Below are 16,666 nucleotides of genomic sequence, written 5' to 3'. Positions count from 1 at the left end.
TTTACAAGCCGGTTGCTACCGTTTTGAGTCCTCTTTCGGCGATGAGGTTTTCGCGTACTTTTTGGCTACGATAAAATTCCAAAGGATTCAATGCACCACCGGCGCGCAGTCTTGCTTCGGCTACTAAGGCACGTACGTCGGTACGAAACGCATTTTGTAAAATCTCCTGCGCTCTTACAACATCGTTGTTATTTTGTGTCTCTTCGAGGGCTTTTCTATCTACTGAAAGTGCCTGTGCGTATGACATCATGATGCCTTCGACTGATTGCAGCAAGTCTTCGAGCGGGTCTTTAACGTTATGCGAAGCGTCGATCATCCACCCTAAGTCGGTCGTGTGATTCATCCCTCGGGCATCCATGCCTTCAACCAATTCGTTGAAGATCAGAAATAATTGATAAGGCTTGATAGCGCCGGCCGTCAGATCATCGTCTCCATATTTAGAGTCATTAAAGTGAAAGCCGCCTAATTTGCCTTCCATCAGCAGCAATGCTACAATCTGTTCAATGTTGGCATTGGGTAAGTGGTGGCCCAGATCCACGAGCGTATAAGCTTTGTCGCCGAGTTTTTGAACATACGAATACGATTGACCCCAGTCACCTACGGTGGTAGAATAAAAGTTGGGCTCAAACGCTTTGTATTCTAAAAAAAGCTTCCAATTGTCGGGCAAAGCCGCGTAAATTTCCTGTAGACTTTCAAGCGTATTTTGGTAAGCTTTACGAAAATTCAACTGACCGGGAAAGCATGAACCATCGGAAAGCCAAACGGTCAATGATTCTGAACCCAGCTCAATTCCGTGTTTGATTACCTCAATGTTGTGCTCAATGGCCTGCTTCCGGACCGCTTTATTTACGTTTTGTAATGAACCAAACTTGTAAGTCAATGCCTGATCGGGTTGGTCTTGAAATGTATTGGAATTGACCGCGTCAAATTTTAAGCCATGTTGAGCAGCCAGTGCTTTTATTGCTTTTGCATCTTTGGGAATATCCCACGGAATGTGCAATGAAATAGCTCCGCTGGATTGGTTGAGCGAATGCAGTAATCCTACATCTTCGATCTTTTCTTCCAACGTACGCGGCTCTCCGCCGCCCGAAAAACGCCCAAACCGCGTGCCACCGGTACCCAATGCCCAGGAAGGGATGGCTATCTGAAAATCAACGATTTTTTGGATGATGGCTTCCGCATTTTCAATTTCGGAAGTAATAAAACTCAAACGACGCTCATGACCTTTCAGCAGGTCATTGTTATGTTGTTGTATCTTATATGTTTCGAGTTGCATGACTAAGAGTTTAATTACCTTTGCTTAATGAATAAACCTACTTACAAACTTCAATCATCATCAGACAGTTTACAATACGTTTTCGAAAGTGTTAGTGATGAGAAAAAGATAAACAAAGCAGTTGCTTATATTAAATCAGAGGATGATTCAGATTTATACCAACTTATTTTTGGAGACTTGGCTGAAAATGGCGATATTGATGTTCTTTCGGTAAGCAATAATGCAGACATAAAAATAGTATTAACAACGGTCGCCAGTACTCTTTTTACATTTTTTGAACATTATCCTAACGCTACTGTAGCATTTACCGGAAGTACTTTAAGCCCTACAAGACTTTATCGGGCAGTCATTGCCAAGTTTATTAATGAAACAGAACTTTACTGCAACGTTTTAGGTATCACAGAAAACGGATACTTAGAAGCCTTTGATCATCACACGATATACGTAGGTTATTTAATTACTCAAAAGCAATGAAATCAAAAAAAACAACTACTTCTGCCGATAAGGGTATGCCTTATATTAATCTGAATAGCCCTCAAATCAAAGAACAATTGGAGAAAATGGGCGAAATTTTGAAAAATATAAAACGACCAATTCTCTCCAAATAAAAGCTGATACCACTTTTAGAAAATCTAACGCCTGAAGTCAGACGTTAGATTCATGTATAAACTAACCTATGATGAAAAAACAATCTTTATATTAACGAACGAAAGCCATTGCTACGCCGCCATCTACGTTCAAAACGTTGCCGGTCGACTTACTGAGCAGGCCACCTACAAAGGCAAAACAGGCATTGGCAATATCGTCGGGTAAAATAGCTTCGTTCAACAATGTCCGTTTGGCATAATAAGCCGGTAATTCTTCTATGGTGATACCATACGCCTTGGCGCGGCCTTCGGCCCAACCGCCTGCCCAGATATTTGAATCCGCAATGACGGCATCAGGGTTAACGGTATTAACCCGAATTTTATCACCGCCTAATTCCGCCGCATTGAGGCGGCTTAAGTGCAATTGAGCTGCTTTGGCCGAACCGTACCCTGCGTTGTTGGGTCCGGATACTAAGGCGTTTTTACTTACAATATTGATAACATCCCCGCCAAAGCCCTGTTTGCGCATTACTGCCACACCCGCCTGAGTAACAAGGAACTGGCCTTTGACCAAAATGTCGTACAATTTATCCCAATCTTCAATGGTATGCGCTTCGATGGGTTTGGAGATACTGATACCTGCGTTGTTGACGATTATATCTACTCCGCCAAAAGCCAGTGCAGCAGCATCCATCGCCGACGTAATACTTTTCGCGTCGGTTACATTGAGAAGCGTTGTAGCAACAGCATCTTTACCGAATTTTTTCACAAATTCTTCCTTCGCACCCGCCAAACGTTCTTCGTTGATGTCATTTAAAACCACAACGGCCCCTTCTTCGGCAAATCTTTTAGCGATGGCTTTGCCAATGCCGCCGGCGCTGCCTGTGATCAACGCTACGCGTCCGGAAAGTGCTTTGGGCTTGGGCATGCGTTGAAGCTTGGCTTCTTCCAACAACCAATATTCAATGTTGAATGCTTCCTGACGGGGCAATGAAGTATATTCGGATACCGCCTCGGCGCCTTTCATTACGTTTACGGCATTAATATAATATTCAGAGGCAAGACGAGCCGTTGTTTTATCTTTTGAAAACGTGAACATACCTACGCCCGGGTACAGGATGACCACAGGATTAGGGTCACGCATGGCGGGTGAGTTGGGATGCTTGCAGGTTTCGTAATAATCAGCATAAAGCTCACGATAGGCGATGAAGCCGGGAGAAAGTTTTTCTTTCAACGCCGCTACGTCTGACAGGTCTTCGTCAGGAGTCAGGTTTAACACCAACGGACTGATCTTGGTACGAAGGAAGTGATCGGGGCAGGAAGTACCCAGCGGAGCCAATTTGTCCAGATCGTTGGAGTTGATGAATTCCAATACGCGCACATCATCGGTGAAATGGCCGACCATTGTACGATATGATGAACAAAAGCCACGCAATACAGGTGCCAACTTTGCCGCTTGCGATAGACGTTCTTCGGCCGGTAAACTTTCAATTTTAGCGCCACCAAATACGGGACGTGTTTTTCCGTAGTTAGCTTCTAAATATTCGGCACACTTTTCAATGACTTCGAGCGTATTGATATAGCTTGAGTAGGATGTATCTCCCCACGTAAATAATCCGTGAGAGCCCAACATGATACCGCGTAATGTAATGCCTTTTGCGGCGGCTTCTTCCAAACAGGCACGGAGTTGAAGACCTAATTCAAAGCCCGGACGTTGCCATTCTACCCAGCCCACTTCGCCGTTGAAAAGTTCTTCGGTGATTTTTTTCCCATCTTTAGCGGCCGCAATGGCAATTGCCGCGTCAGGATGCAGGTGATCTATGTGTGTAAAAGGTAAAAAACCGTGTAAGGGAGTATCTATGGAAGGAGCTTTGGATGCCAGGTCGAAGATGCAGTGATTAAATAATTCAACCATTTCGTCTTCAAACTCCAAACCGCGATAAACGTTTTCCAAACTAAGTAACCGATCCATATACAATGCTGCACAACCGGATTTTTTGAGCGTGCCAATATCACCGCCTGAACCCTTGATCCACATTACTTCAGTATCTTTGCCCGTAAGTGGGTCTTTATCAGTGATTTTTACGGATGTATTTCCTCCGCCATAATTCGTTAAACGAAGATCAGCCCCAAGAAGATTAGAGCGGTAAATAAAAAGAGCTACTTCATCGCCCGCCAATTCGGCGGCTTTGGCATCATCCCAAAGGTAGCTTACATGTTTAAACTGAATGGTTGTCGCAGACATATTGGATATTAGTAGTTTGGTCTAATCTAAGAATTGTTATGTTTAATGCAATAAAATTGATAATACAAAGGTAATTTATGTTTCCTTAGAGAGTGTCATGTACCTTCATGGATTGTTTTTACATTTGACTAACTTATATATATCCGTACCATGAAAGCAATTATTGTTACTGCAACGGGCGGTCCCGAAGTATTAGACCTACAAGAACGTTCCCTGCCTGTTCCTACTCTTCAAGATGTACTAATTCGTGTGCATGCAGCGGGCATAAACCGTGCCGATTTATTAATGCGGCAGGGCCGCTACGGCGTTTCATCGCAGGCACCTGTCGAACCGTTGGGGCTGGAAGTGGCAGGTGTGGTGGAGCAAATAGGTTCTCCTGTCAGTCGCTGGAAAGTGGGAGACCGAGTATGCGCGCTCATTCGTCATGGAGGCTACGCCGAATATGCCTTAGCCAATGCGCATCATTGTTTGCCTATTCCCGATGGTCTTTCGTTTGAAGAAGCGGCCTGTCTGCCCGAGACAAGTATGACCGTGTGGAATAATGTGTTTCAACGAATGCACCTTCAGGCAGGCGAAAATTTTTTGGTTCATGGCGGAACGAGCGGTATAGGTGTAACAGCTATTCAACTGGCTAAAGCCTTTGGTGCGCACGCTTTTGCAACCGCAGGCAGTGACGAAAAATGCCGCTTTTGTGAAGAGTTGGGTGCCGTAAAATGCGTCAATTACAAAACCCGAAATTTCGAAGAGGCACTTAAATCATACGGCATAGATGCAGTTTTAGACTATATCGGTGGAGAATATACTGCCAAAAATATTCGGCTTCTTCGCGCAGACGGACGCCTGTGTTTTATTGCCGCTTTAGGTGGTGCACAGACACAGTTCAATAGTATGGAGGTAATGAGTAAACGGCTGACCATCACGGGAAGCATGCTTGCTCCCCGTGATGCCGAATTTAAAGCAGCCTTGACTGCCGAAGTGGAAAAACGCGTTTGGCCGTTACTCCTTACGGGTCAATATAAGCCTATTCTTTACAAAACGTTTCCGCTTAATGAAGCCGCCGAAGCGCACCGATTGATGGAAAGCAGCGAACACATTGGAAAAATCGTCCTTGTAACCACTGGTACTGTCTTGAAATACAAATTTTGAAATAGAATTTTTTTAATACTTTTGGGACTCTGAAGGAGCTGCAGTTTTAGACTGTTGCATCCTGTGTAGTCCCGCCGGTCGGGACTATTTTTTTGCCCTTATTTTCGAGTTCTTTGACATTGTTGTCGGACCGCCGCGCGGAATTGTATTTAGGGTCGTATGGAACATCATTTTTCCAGATCGCATAGCAAAGCGTAAGCAACTTCTTTTGGACTGCAACGTAGCCTTTCATCGGTTCGCCGATGCGATTTGACTTGGCTCCGTTCAAATACCCGCTCAAAAAGGGCTTGGCAGGCAGGTTCACCGAAGCGCACGGCATTAAAAGCGGGTAAGTGTAAAATTCGCCGGATTCGGCTATTGCCTTTTTTTGAAATTTTAGTTTTTCCCGCGCGTTTCCCTGATTGGTTCTCGACCACATCATAACCGGCAAAACTGACTAACTGGCGAATGTTTTCAAAGCCGGTAAAGCCATTCGTTTCAGCTACGATAGTTGCCACTGATAATTCAGCCAGGCCTTTAATTTGGCATAATTGCTCAAATTTAGGTTTGAGAATAAGGTCTTTTTCAATCAATTTGGCAATTGCCTGCTTAGTTTCAAGGAGCTGTTTATCATAAAGTTTAATCAACTTCTCTAAGTGTTTAAGTGTAAATTTATCAACGATTCGACTGTGTAAAATTGCGTGTCGTTGGTTGTCAGATTGGTTTTTTAACTCTTGCAGGCATTGATAATGACGAGTTAGCATTCGTAAATTATAGATGTTTTTTGAGAGCGGCTGCCATAGTTTCAGGTTTTGCTCTAATCCCATTTGAGCCAAACCCCGCGCATCTATTTTATCATTCTTTGATTTATTGCCGATGCTTTTCAGATAGTGTTTAGCCTTATTGGGCAGCACCACGCAAACAGCTAAATCTTTTTGAAATAAAAACCAGGCCAGCTGCTCATGATAGACACCGGTGGACTCCATCACAAAGCGAACAGGTAAGGTTTTGTTATTACAATGCTTATTTACCCATGTCAGGAAGCTCTCGAAAGCAGTCGTTTTATTACTTATCTTTCCGCTCCCCTTGACCGTAACTTTACCGTTAATGTCAATCACTGATATACATACTTGCAGTGTGTCTTTGCTTATATCAATACCTACACAGTAGCGTAGTAAAGTAGCGGTGTTTTGATTCTGTTTGATCATCGTCAGGGGGATTTAAAGTGTATTTTTGCCTGACGGTTTTTCTCGAATTTTGTCGCATCGGCGCTCCGAACATATATGCAGGATTGCGGCCAAAGGCTACATCCAATAGGTACTGCCGCGGTGGCGTACCACTCAAGTTGTAGAGAAAAACAGGGCGAACAGATAGACCAGCGATACAACATCGTACTCGTTGAGACGTGTTAGCGGCGACACTCGGGCTGCTGTTCACCCCTGTCAAACAACTACCCCAAAATTGTACGGCTCGGGCCGCCCCGTTTTTCCAACAATTTCAATGAACTTCAAAGATATGAACGGCGAACCGTCACATAGGTACATAGGGCACATAGTTTTGAATTCCCTTCAAACTTATTTTCTATGTGCTCTATGTACCTATGTGGTTCAGTTATCCAAGGCCTGATAGATCATCATGTCAAATTTGCGTTCGATCTCGCCGCCGTAGCTGGTTCCCCACATTTGCTTCATGATCACGCCGCTGATATTTTCTTTAGGGTCGGCAAAATAATGCGTACTGAATGCCCCGCCCCACGAAAATGTCCCGACACTTCCCAAGTCAGAAGCACGTCCGGCTTCATTGGTCACCCTGAATCCTAAGCTGAAATAGCTGCGTGGGTCAGGAAATAACGTGCCGCTTTGGTTGGCATTAGTGAACAACTCTACGCCTTTACGACTCAATAATCGCTTGCCGTTATAAACACCGCCATTGAGTAACATTTGCAGGAAAACAGCGTAATCATACGCTGTGCTTGATAAACCGCCGCCACCTGAAAAATACGTTTTAGCACCTTCGGTCGGATAGTTGGGATTGGTTGTAAGGTAGAGCTTGTCAACTTTTACCAACTTCTTTTCTTTGTCTTCTGAATACAATGGCACCAAACGGCCTTTTTTCGAATCAGGCAAATAAAAATAGGTGTCTTTCATGCCCAACGGTTCAAAAATATGCTTTTGAAAATACTGATCCAGAGGCATTTTTGAGACTACTTCAACCAGATAGCCCAACACATCAACACTCAAACCATACGTCCATTTTTCGCCGGGCTGATGGTTGAGCGGGAGTTTTGCGAGCTTTTTAATGTTATCCCCGATCTTGTGAGTATCGGTCGTAAAAGCGTCCAGAATTCCTGCTTTAGCGTAAATGGCTTTTATGCGTTCATCGCTCGAAATTACGTTGTAATTGATCCCTGACATGTGCGAGAGCAAGTGGCGTACTGAGACCTCCTGCTTGGCAGGAATGGTTGTAAAACTGCTGTCTTTAGGATTGAACTGGTCGAGCACGACCGGCTTGGCAAACTCGGGAATGTATTTGCTGATGGGATCGTCGAGCATGATTTTACCTTCTTCATGGAGCATCATTACGGCCAATGACGTAATGGCTTTGGTCATGGAAGCAATTCGATAAATGGCCTCTTTCTCCAACGGCTTATTGGATTCGAGGTCAGCTTTGCCGAAGGCTTTGTAATACACGATTTTGCCGTTCCTAACCACAATGGCGGTTACGCCCGGAAAGGCACCTTTATCAATGTACGACTGAATCATTCCGTCCAGTCTATTAAGGCGTTCCGAATACATTCCCACTGATTCGGGAGCAGCGGCAGCTAACAGAGGCGGCGTTTGACGAGTGCCTGTTTGGGAAAAAAGAGGGAATACGGCCAATGTCACCAACGCTAAGGTACGGCCGAAAAATCGTAGAAACATAGTTATAGAGGTTTGAGGATGACCAAAATTAACAGAAACTACGATGACAACAAATCCTCTGTAAATTTCTCAAATGACTTGATCTGATATTGCGCCTGCACCTGCTCATTGAGCAAACGATAGGTGGGGTTATCTAAGTCTTTTAAAACCTCTCCCAGGTGAATTTCGGAGCGAACGGCGTTTTGCGGTGCGAGTTCGATCAGGTGGCGGTCGTTTTGGTATTGATGAATAAAACTGTACAAACTCAGACCTTTTTTGCTTTGATAACCATAATCAATGATAAATGAAGGCGTATCGGTAAAGCACGCTTCCAAACCCATCGTTGTACCCAAATGAAAAAATGCTTCCGCATGGGCAATTTTTTCAAATTTCTCTAAAATATGACCGTCTTTGATGGATAGATCGGCGGTCCGGAAACCATCATCCATTACCACATTCGGCAGATTTCGAAGTGAACTGTAAATTTCCCAATTGCCTTGTACCGGATAAGGCCGAACCACCAATGTCAGCTCAGGGCGGGTTTGGGTTAAAACCTGCGCCACGGAAACCGCCACGTTTACTTCTTCTTTCACCAGATCATCAATGCCAATGGCACATCCAAAGTAGACATAGGAAAAAGAATACGTGCGCGGCAGTTGTGATTGTATCTGTCGGAATTCTTCGATGTAGGCAGATTGACTCGCGCCAACCACTTGTACGTTTTGCGCAGGAATATGTTGAAGATCAACGACATCTTCTTTGAGGCGCTCATTCCAACATACATAGTGCGCCCGCTCCGAAAAGCAAATGTGTTTGCAGGCATGGTCCCAACTGTAAACATACACTTTTACGGGCCGTTTTTCATGAAGAAGACGAGCCATCAGAAAATCATCGGCAATGGCCGTAAAACAGATAAATTGGTCGATACCGCTTAAATCCGTACTTTTTTCATACTTCAACCCTCGGAGATACGTATCGTAAGAAATAAATTTTGGCAGTCGTTGTACCCACTTAATGATGTCGTAATTTTTTTTCCGCACCGCAGAGTCGGAGGTATGCGAGGCTTTGAACAACTCCATCAAAAAGAAGTTATGGCGGCTTTTGGGAATACGCTTGAACAGAATGAATAATTTGATCCAAAAGTTATTCCAAAAATGGCTTTTTCGCTCATTGATCACTCTGAACTCCAGTCCTTCGGGTAAATGCCGAAGAATCTGTTCGCGATTTTCCGGACGGCCAAAAATGATAACTTCATGTTGCTTGGCAGCTTCAGCCATTACGCGACGCACATCATTGCGGAAATCAAAGAAAGAAACGACAAAACCAATTCTCATAGTTGTGGTACGGACGGCCCGTCCGTAATAAGTTAAACACCTTTGCAAAAATAAATGAGGACTTTGTTAGAAAGGTAAGATCGGTAAAATTGCTAAAATCATCCAATCTGCCCAAACAAATCCCCAATTAGATAAAAACGGCAGTAAATACACCTTAATGGAAGCTCCGCCTTTTACTTTTGTTTGACTCAAGCAGTTGCTTTTGTAACTTTACACAAACACATTCACACGATAGTTTATGAAAATTGTGCTGATTCTGCTCTTTTCCGCATTTTTCACGTTTAGAGCGTATAATCAAACCATTTACCAAGAACGGGAGGTTGAAAAAACAGCTGTGCCACAGGGTGGCTTTCACTATTTGCAACAATTTATTAAAGATAATTTGCAGTTACCTTTTCAGGCAAGGGTCCAACAAGTGCAGGGACGCGTGTTTATAAGTGGCGTTGTAGAAACCGACGGCAGTGTTTCGAACCTGAAAATCGTAAAAGGTATCCATCCTCTTTGTGACGCGGAAGCCTTGCGCGTCATAGGACTTTACCAAGCCTGGCAACCCGCACTTAATGCAAATAATGCTGTTCGTCAAGTCTTTAATTTCTCTATTGTTTTTCCTGATACTCCTATCACCAATTACGACAGTACGAGCCAAAGCCTGGTCGATTATTTTACCGATAAATTCCAATTCACGCAAGACCCAACGGTCTATCATTTTAGAAGAAGCATTCCGGTCGATAAAAACGGTGTTATAAGAGACAATGTGGTTATTGAGGAATTGAAAAAAAAGCAATGGAATCCCTTCTCATCCGCAACTTTCAGAAAAGACCCGCTCATGTACAAAATGAACGAGGAAGGAGTTGTTGATTCGTTGCCTGCTTACCGAATTACCGCCCGCGACGAAAGTTGGAATTCATACGTACCGGAGATAATCTTTCAGGAAAAAAATGATCAGTTGCTGTCAACAACAGACTATCAGGGTTTTACGGTTGTTGGCTATTCGCATTATTATAAAAGCGGATTATTGAAAGAACGATTGATGGTCGATGGTAACAATCAACGGATCATAAGTTGGTACGATAACGGTCAGATTGCAGAAGTGATTGAAAGAGAACCTTTTATGCCTACGCAACCGACTAAAGAAAGAATTGTTGCACTTTGGTCTCGCGAAGGCAAGCAACACATCAAAGACGGAAATGGATGGGCTGTAAAAGGGAAAAGCATAGTTTCCCGAGGTCTTGTGCAAAACGGCTACAAAACAGGTCGATGGATTGCCAAGCTGGCTGACAGTACTTTGTTCACTGATGAAATCTACGAAGCAGGTGTTCTCAAAACAGGTACGATCTATGACAAAGGCGAAGCGCGCACGTATACGGAAATCGAAAAAAATCCGGAGTTCAAAGGTGGTCTTTCAGGTTTGGCAATGTTCCTGACACAAAATATCAAATACCCTGCACAGGCATCTCGCAATAATATTTCCGGAAAAGTGTACTTGACGTTTGTCGTCTGCGAAGATGGTTCGCTGTGCGACTATGAAATACTGAAAGGAATTGGATGGGGTTGTGATGAGGAAGCCTTGCGTGTGGTGAAAGCAATGAGCGGCAAATGGAATCCGGGACTTCAGTATGGGAAGAAAGTCCGTGTCAAATACAATATGCCTGTAAACTTTGTGCTTGATAGAAAATAGTAGTTGCTGACAATCAAATCGTTACATTCTTACAAAACGACTGCGAACGCTTCCACAATAATTGACAATAAGTGTATCACCTTGTAGATCCATGTCCCACGTATCGCAAGCCAGACATGAGACCGCTATACACTCAGGATTGAAGGGAAGCTTTTCTTTAGGTTCAATCGCAAATAGTTTTTGGTTCATCTTTAAGTACTTCGGTGCACAGCAAACCTGAAATCCATTGGCGGCAAGAATGACTCCGTCGTATCGTACTGTAAAAGAGTACGAATTGTTTTGAGCTACCGGCTCCCATCGTTTTACATCTTCACCACGTTCTTCGGCCTCCAACCGCCATGTTCCAACTAAGGGTTGAATATCTTCCGGGGCAAGGTACTTTTCTTTGCACCCAACTAATACCGCTAAAAACAATAACAAAAGAATAGGCTTCATGGTCAAAAAGGAAATTTCAATAATGTATCAATTAGTACTTTTAAGAATCTTTAACCAAACTGTATAGTTTTCTTTAGGCGTTAAGCTTGCCTGTTCCTCATTAAGATTTTTGACATCTACACTTTCCAGACGAATGATATACGGTTCGTTATTTAATTTAATTCTGACTTCTTTCAAATAATTGGATTCAATGGGAGTGGAGGCGGGCAAGGAAGTCAATTTATCTAAAGTGAGACCGTTTAACCGAAGTTTGACGGATTGGGTGTTATCAAGCAGCAAGTTTACCGAAATATCGCCGGCCCAAATACACACGATATTTTTGCCGATACATCTGCCGTCTTCAATATCAGACAGTTCTAAATTAAATTTATCACCTTCTGCTTTCAGGGTTGTTTTGTCTTGGTATTTCAACCCAAACACCTCGTCTATGGGAGCTGTTTTTGGAGAAATATCATCTTTTGATCGACAACCGGACCATAGCACCATCATAAAAAAGAAATACGCAATGCTCTTCATCCTGTCTATTGAGTTTAAAGCTTTTCGTACCGGCTGCGATTGGCACCCAAGCAGGAACTGAGGATCAATGTATTTCCCTGTAGATCAATATCCCAAGTCTCACAGGCAAAACAATTAACCAAAGCACATGTGGGGTTGGTTGGAAGAGATTCTTTAGGTTCAATGGTAAATACTTTACCGTTAACCTTCAGAAATTTCGGACCGCAACAAGCCGGTAATCCATTTGAGTCAAGGATTACACCGTCGTATCGTATTTCAAATTGATGCTGACCACTTTGCGTGACAACCTCCCAATCTTTTCCCTCCTGTTGAACTGCGTTTAATCGCCATTTCCCTACCAAAGGTTGTAATTCTTCGGGAGTAAGTTGTTTTTCTTTACACGAGAATAAACCTACAAAGAGCAGTAGCAGCAGAATGTTTTTCATGACAACAGATTTTCTTCCTTTGACGCAATCAAAGTTCAAATGGTTGGAAACAAAAAAAAACGTCGGACGATTTTAACCGTCCGACGCCACATTGGATACTTATTATAGGTTAAAAATGAACTAGCTCCAATCCCGATCATGCGAATCTCTGGTGTTCCATTCGTCAGTGGGGGCAAACCATTTCTGGTCTTTCAACAGGAAGCGTTTGGCCACTTCCTCGTTAAGTTCCACGCCTAAGCCGGGTTTGTTGGGTACGGGAGCAAACCCATTCACTACGAGTGGTTTACCTCCTGTTACAATATCTTCCCAACCGGCAACATCCACGCCGTGGTGTTCGAGGGCCACAAAATTTTCGGTGGCGGCGGCGCAATGAACATTTGCCATAAAAGAAATAGGACTTCCCGCAAAGTGCATCGCCATCGGAATTCCGTGTTCTTCGGCGTAATCACCGATCTTTTTCGTTTCCAAAATTCCTCCCGAAGATGCTAAATCGGGGTGAATCATGTCAACGGCTTTGGCATTGATTAATTTAATAAATTCTTCTTTCAGAAAGATATCTTCACCGGTGAGTGTAGGTGTCTCAATGGCATCCGAAATTTGTTTCCATTGATCGGTATAAAACCAAGGCACAAGATCTTCGAGCCACGCCAATTGGTATTTTTCCACGGCTTTGCCCAAGCGAATGGCCGTATTTACGTCAAAGTGACCAAAGTGGTCAGCCGCAACCGGTATATCATAGCCTACTCCCTGACGTATCTTGTTTACGTATTCGGCAATATATTCCAATCCTTTATCGGTGATCTGTATGCGCGTAAAAGGGTGTTTGGTATTTCCATAATTACCCACAGTCTTGGGTTTATTATCTCGTTGGTTAAGTTTCCATACGTTAGCTCCCGTCAACATTCCGGGTTTATCGGCTAAAAGACCGATACCGAAGTCCATCTTGAGGAAAGTATAGCCTTTATCCAAACGGGTTTCTTTCAATTTTTTAGCAAAACTGGTTGGATCATCAATTTCGGGCGTGTCGGCATACATTCTGACTTCGTCGCGATATTTTCCCCCCAACATTTGATAGACCGGTACATTAAACGCCTTGCCGGCCAAATCCCACAAGGCCATTTCTACGCCGCAAACGCCGCCCGCCGCCCGGCCGTGCCCGCCGAATTGCTTGATCTCTTTAAAGATTTTTTCTACGTTACAGGGATTTTGTCCAAGCAATCGACTTTTGAGCATCAAAGCATAATTAGGACTGGCGTTATCCCTTACTTCTCCCCAACCTACTAAGCCTTGGTTGGTATCAATTCGGATGATGGGACTTCTGAAAGGTACCCCCCCTAAATGGGCAATGCGTACGTCGGTAATTTTAAGCTCGGCAGGTTTGGAATCACGCTTTACTTTTTGGGTGATGTATTCCATTTCCTGCTCATGTTTACCATCCAACATCAGCCCCAACGATAACCCGCCTAACACACCTTTTTTTAGAAAATTGCGGCGTTTATTTTCGGATTGAGCGTGAGCATCAGGCAGTTTTAAGCGGTCGAATAATTTTTTCATTTGGGCTTAGAATTAAAAAAGTGAGCGAAACAATGAGATTTAGGATAACGAATTTTGACTCTGATGAACCGTTAAATTACCGGTTGTCCGTACAACGGCACAAGATTAGGTCAATTTTTTCTGAAAATATTTCAAAATTCACCGTTGGAAAAAGATAGAAGTGTGAAAAAGTTAATTGTTGGACTTTTGTAGAAGCCCCTTGATTCACAAAGGGCGGCTAAACTAAAAAAGCTCTTTTGGGGCAGAGACATTATTATTATGAAAAAGCTATCCCTTTTCTCCCTGTTCCTTTCATCCTTGCTGTTTACTCCTGCATTTTCCCAGATACAAGCTCCTAAAGAACTTATTCAATTTTACACGCAGGAATGGAAAGGCGAACGCTTCCCGGATGGCCGTCCTAAGGTACCCGATGAGATCGTAAAACGATTGGCAAATGTCTCCATCGAAGAAGCATGGGGCATCATGCGCGGCGATGGGTACAACAATCAATTTGAAGGGAATTTTCAAATTATTCACCCCGAAAAGCCCCTCGTTGGCCGCGTACTGACGGCCCAATACATGCCCGCCCGTCCGGACATGGAAAAACCCATCAAAGAAAAAGGTAAAGCTGAAGGGCGAAAAGGAGCCTCCAATTCCTGGCCGATTGATGCCCTTCAAATCAATGACGTGTATGTAGCCGACGGTTTCGGAAAAATCGTGGACGGAACCCTCATCGGCGATAACCTCGGTAACTCCATCTACGCTAAATCCAAAACGGGCATCGTGTTTGACGGCAGTGTGCGCGACTTGGAAGGATTAAGCGCCATTGACGGGTTTGTCGGCTTTACGCGCGGCTACGATCCCTCGGCCATCAAAGACATGACCATGACTTGTATCAATTGCCCCATTCGCATCGGTCGGGCGTCAGTATTGCCGGGAGATTTAGTTTTGGGCAAACCCGAAGGTGTTATTTTCATCCCGGCGCATTTGGCCGAAAAAGTAGTGAACCGTGCTGAATTTATTGCGCTGCAAGACGAGTTTGGCCATAAAATGCTCCGCGAAAATAAATTTACGCCCGGAGAAATTGATATGAAGTGGTCAGAGCCGATTAAAACCGCATTCCGTGAGCATCTCAAAACCCGCTCAGGCAAAGTCTACCTGACGTCGGAGCAGATCGAGGCGTTTTTGTCGAAGGAGTAAGGAAAAAATAATAAAAACACTAAAGCCGGAAGTTGATTTTTTAATCTTCCGGCTTTAGTGTTTAATGGGCAATCTCAGGTTTCATTGTTTCGTACTTCCGCTTAAAGAATCCAAACGAAACCACCACCAACACCACGTACACCACCGCCAAAATATAAGCACCGTAAATAAAGAAATCCAGAAAACTGATGTTGGGTTGGCCGAAGTTTTTGTAGAGCAATACTATCACCGTTCCCAGATACCCCCACCAATCGGCCAACGTTACCACAAAACTTACTGTGCTGACGTATTTAAATGAAGCCACAAACCGCTCAAAATAAAGGCCGTTGCAGGGTACATAAGCGAGATACAATCCCACACCCGTCAGCGTAAACCACACTCCCGGCGACAGCATTCCCTGCTGAAACATCCACGTACTGACTCCTACCGTAATTCCTCCGGCGATCAATAAAAGGTTAATAAGATAAAATGCTCTCCAATTGTCCTTTACCCAACGTAAGGTAGCCATCAACAGCAAAATAAATACGGAGACAAAGGTTTCGGTTTGGGTAAAGATCAACGGATTATCTACCCCTGCCAATTTCAATATTTCGGGCGCGAAATTATCCCTGAAATCACGGAAGGCTGTCAGGAAAACGTAGGAAACGATCAGGGTGATCAGCCCAACCGAAAATGTTTGAATAAAGCGACTGCGGTCGGCGGCATTCATGGGGGCACGTTCGGTACGTTCGGCGCGGTCTTCGGCTGTCGGGGCGGGCAATTTAGCCAATGCCCAAACTGCCAATAATAACGGCAAAGCAAATAAAAGCCCGGTAGTAAACGGCATCCAAAACTCTGAAACCCCATTATTAAGCAGCGTTTTGCCAATGGTTTTCACAAATCCTGACGCAAAAATGAAAGAAGCGGTAAGCCCGGCGACCAGCGCATCCGTTTGGCGCCGGCCTTCCAAAAAGCCTAACACCGTACCGTACACCATACCCAACGGCAGACCGTTCAGGAATAAAAAAGGAATATTGTAAGGAGCCGGGACCAAGGCAAAACCTAACAATGCCAATTCAGCGAAACCCACAAAAGATAATAAATAAAGGGCGCGTTGGGCAGGTTTCATTTCTGAAACTACCTTAATACCAATGAGTTTTGAGAAGGCGTAGCCCAGTACTTGCAGCGTGATCAACCAAATTTTATAATTGACTCCCCAAAAAACCATTCCGTCAAATGTGGCTGCCGTGATTCCTCTCCGAAAAGCATACATACAGGCATAGGCACAAAAAGCAGCCGTAGAACCCCATACCATGAGGCGAAAATCAGAAGGTTTTTTCATAAAACGGGTTTAGTAATAATAAAAAAAGGGTGTTTATCAACAAACACCCAAAAATATCAAATTCTACGTTTCGGCAACGTTATATTTTACT

15 protein-coding genes are annotated in these 16,666 nt (G+C 43.9%); 5 read left to right on the top strand and 10 right to left on the bottom strand.

Annotation, left to right across the window (positions count from 1 at the left end):
• Position 1: 1 nt before the first annotated feature.
• Entirely contained in the window at positions 2-1,276 is a 1,275-nt protein-coding gene (locus ACQY73_RS16410; protein ID WP_428668010.1) for a TIM barrel protein, read from the bottom strand.
• A gap of 27 nt (positions 1,277-1,303) precedes the next feature.
• On the opposite strand from ACQY73_RS16410, the gene ACQY73_RS16405 reads away from it, so the two are divergent.
• Together ACQY73_RS16405 and ACQY73_RS16400 are read left to right on the top strand one after the other, a co-directional pair.
• Complete coding sequence (locus ACQY73_RS16405) at positions 1,304-1,750, top strand: DUF6934 family protein (RefSeq protein WP_428668008.1); 447 nt, start codon at positions 1,304-1,306, stop codon at positions 1,748-1,750.
• The gene (locus tag ACQY73_RS16400) at positions 1,747-1,884 is read left to right on the top strand and encodes a hypothetical protein (protein ID WP_428668006.1); all 138 of its coding nucleotides are present in this window, start codon (positions 1,747-1,749) and stop codon (positions 1,882-1,884) included. The genes ACQY73_RS16405 and ACQY73_RS16400 overlap by 4 nt, the downstream gene beginning before the upstream one ends.
• A gap of 91 nt (positions 1,885-1,975) precedes the next feature.
• Here ACQY73_RS16400 and ACQY73_RS16395 read toward each other — a convergent pair whose 3' ends face one another.
• Complete coding sequence (locus ACQY73_RS16395; RefSeq protein ID WP_428668004.1) at positions 1,976-4,108, bottom strand: bifunctional aldolase/short-chain dehydrogenase; 2,133 nt, start codon at positions 4,106-4,108, stop codon at positions 1,976-1,978.
• Positions 4,109-4,258: 150 nt separating this feature from the next.
• Here ACQY73_RS16395 and ACQY73_RS16390 point away from each other — a divergent pair, with 150 nt between their 5' ends.
• Positions 4,259-5,254, top strand: coding sequence for an NAD(P)H-quinone oxidoreductase (locus ACQY73_RS16390; protein WP_428668002.1), 996 nt, complete (start codon positions 4,259-4,261; stop codon positions 5,252-5,254).
• A 167-nt stretch (positions 5,255-5,421) separates the two neighbouring features.
• Here ACQY73_RS16390 and ACQY73_RS16385 read toward each other — a convergent pair whose 3' ends face one another.
• From ACQY73_RS16385 to ACQY73_RS16375, 3 genes are all read right to left on the bottom strand, one after another.
• Positions 5,422-6,441, bottom strand: coding sequence for an IS110 family transposase (locus ACQY73_RS16385; protein ID WP_428668000.1), 1,020 nt, complete (start codon positions 6,439-6,441; stop codon positions 5,422-5,424).
• A 399-nt stretch (positions 6,442-6,840) separates the two neighbouring features.
• Complete coding sequence (locus ACQY73_RS16380; RefSeq protein ID WP_428667998.1) at positions 6,841-8,154, bottom strand: serine hydrolase domain-containing protein; 1,314 nt, start codon at positions 8,152-8,154, stop codon at positions 6,841-6,843.
• 38 nt (positions 8,155-8,192) lie between these two features.
• A complete protein-coding gene (locus ACQY73_RS16375) occupies positions 8,193-9,467 on the bottom strand; it encodes a hypothetical protein (protein ID WP_428667996.1) in 1,275 nt (424 codons plus the stop codon).
• A gap of 238 nt (positions 9,468-9,705) precedes the next feature.
• Here ACQY73_RS16375 and ACQY73_RS16370 point away from each other — a divergent pair, with 238 nt between their 5' ends.
• Positions 9,706-11,145 carry an energy transducer TonB gene (locus tag ACQY73_RS16370; RefSeq protein ID WP_428667994.1) on the top strand — a complete coding sequence of 480 codons (1,440 nt, stop codon included), beginning with the start codon at positions 9,706-9,708 and terminating at the stop codon, positions 11,143-11,145.
• A gap of 21 nt (positions 11,146-11,166) precedes the next feature.
• Here ACQY73_RS16370 and ACQY73_RS16365 read toward each other — a convergent pair whose 3' ends face one another.
• The 4 genes from ACQY73_RS16365 to ACQY73_RS16350 form a co-directional block, all read right to left on the bottom strand.
• Positions 11,167-11,580: a hypothetical protein gene (locus ACQY73_RS16365; protein ID WP_428667992.1), complete on the bottom strand. Its 414-nt coding sequence runs from the start codon at positions 11,578-11,580 to the stop codon at positions 11,167-11,169.
• A 27-nt stretch (positions 11,581-11,607) separates the two neighbouring features.
• Positions 11,608-12,096 carry a hypothetical protein gene (locus ACQY73_RS16360; RefSeq protein ID WP_428667990.1) on the bottom strand — a complete coding sequence of 163 codons (489 nt, stop codon included), beginning with the start codon at positions 12,094-12,096 and terminating at the stop codon, positions 11,608-11,610.
• Positions 12,097-12,110: 14 nt separating this feature from the next.
• Complete coding sequence (locus ACQY73_RS16355; RefSeq protein ID WP_428667988.1) at positions 12,111-12,521, bottom strand: hypothetical protein; 411 nt, start codon at positions 12,519-12,521, stop codon at positions 12,111-12,113.
• 120 nt (positions 12,522-12,641) lie between these two features.
• Positions 12,642-14,075 carry a mandelate racemase/muconate lactonizing enzyme family protein gene (locus ACQY73_RS16350; RefSeq protein ID WP_428667986.1) on the bottom strand — a complete coding sequence of 478 codons (1,434 nt, stop codon included), beginning with the start codon at positions 14,073-14,075 and terminating at the stop codon, positions 12,642-12,644.
• 258 nt (positions 14,076-14,333) lie between these two features.
• On the opposite strand from ACQY73_RS16350, the gene ACQY73_RS16345 reads away from it, so the two are divergent.
• Entirely contained in the window at positions 14,334-15,254 is a 921-nt protein-coding gene (locus tag ACQY73_RS16345; protein ID WP_428667984.1) for an RraA family protein, read from the top strand.
• Positions 15,255-15,315: 61 nt separating this feature from the next.
• Here the strand turns inward: ACQY73_RS16345 and ACQY73_RS16340 are convergent, their stop codons facing one another.
• On the bottom strand, positions 15,316-16,575 hold the full coding sequence (locus tag ACQY73_RS16340) for a DUF5690 family protein (RefSeq protein WP_428667982.1): 1,260 nt from the start codon (positions 16,573-16,575) through the stop codon (positions 15,316-15,318).
• Positions 16,576-16,666 lie beyond the last annotated feature (91 nt).

It is taken from the genome of Runella sp., assembly GCF_965279615.1.
Lineage (GTDB): Bacteria > Bacteroidota > Bacteroidia > Cytophagales > Spirosomataceae > Runella.
This window is presented reverse-complemented; position numbering and strand designations above follow the sequence as displayed.

What these genes read in the sequence shown, in the direction of transcription:
- ACQY73_RS16410 (WP_428668010.1), bottom strand. Translation starts at nt 1,276, where the DNA reads ATGCAACTCGAAACATATAAGATACAACAACATAACAATGACCTGCTG.
- ACQY73_RS16405 (WP_428668008.1), top strand. Translation starts at nt 1,304, where the DNA reads ATGAATAAACCTACTTACAAACTTCAATCATCATCAGACAGTTTACAA.
- ACQY73_RS16400 (WP_428668006.1), top strand. Translation starts at nt 1,747, where the DNA reads ATGAAATCAAAAAAAACAACTACTTCTGCCGATAAGGGTATGCCTTAT.
- ACQY73_RS16395 (WP_428668004.1), bottom strand. Translation starts at nt 4,108, where the DNA reads ATGTCTGCGACAACCATTCAGTTTAAACATGTAAGCTACCTTTGGGAT.
- ACQY73_RS16390 (WP_428668002.1), top strand. Translation starts at nt 4,259, where the DNA reads ATGAAAGCAATTATTGTTACTGCAACGGGCGGTCCCGAAGTATTAGAC.
- ACQY73_RS16385 (WP_428668000.1), bottom strand. Translation starts at nt 6,441, where the DNA reads ATGATCAAACAGAATCAAAACACCGCTACTTTACTACGCTACTGTGTA.
- ACQY73_RS16380 (WP_428667998.1), bottom strand. Translation starts at nt 8,154, where the DNA reads ATGTTTCTACGATTTTTCGGCCGTACCTTAGCGTTGGTGACATTGGCC.
- ACQY73_RS16375 (WP_428667996.1), bottom strand. Translation starts at nt 9,467, where the DNA reads ATGAGAATTGGTTTTGTCGTTTCTTTCTTTGATTTCCGCAATGATGTG.
- ACQY73_RS16370 (WP_428667994.1), top strand. Translation starts at nt 9,706, where the DNA reads ATGAAAATTGTGCTGATTCTGCTCTTTTCCGCATTTTTCACGTTTAGA.
- ACQY73_RS16365 (WP_428667992.1), bottom strand. Translation starts at nt 11,580, where the DNA reads ATGAAGCCTATTCTTTTGTTATTGTTTTTAGCGGTATTAGTTGGGTGC.
- ACQY73_RS16360 (WP_428667990.1), bottom strand. Translation starts at nt 12,096, where the DNA reads ATGAAGAGCATTGCGTATTTCTTTTTTATGATGGTGCTATGGTCCGGT.
- ACQY73_RS16355 (WP_428667988.1), bottom strand. Translation starts at nt 12,521, where the DNA reads ATGAAAAACATTCTGCTGCTACTGCTCTTTGTAGGTTTATTCTCGTGT.
- ACQY73_RS16350 (WP_428667986.1), bottom strand. Translation starts at nt 14,075, where the DNA reads ATGAAAAAATTATTCGACCGCTTAAAACTGCCTGATGCTCACGCTCAA.
- ACQY73_RS16345 (WP_428667984.1), top strand. Translation starts at nt 14,334, where the DNA reads ATGAAAAAGCTATCCCTTTTCTCCCTGTTCCTTTCATCCTTGCTGTTT.
- ACQY73_RS16340 (WP_428667982.1), bottom strand. Translation starts at nt 16,575, where the DNA reads ATGAAAAAACCTTCTGATTTTCGCCTCATGGTATGGGGTTCTACGGCT.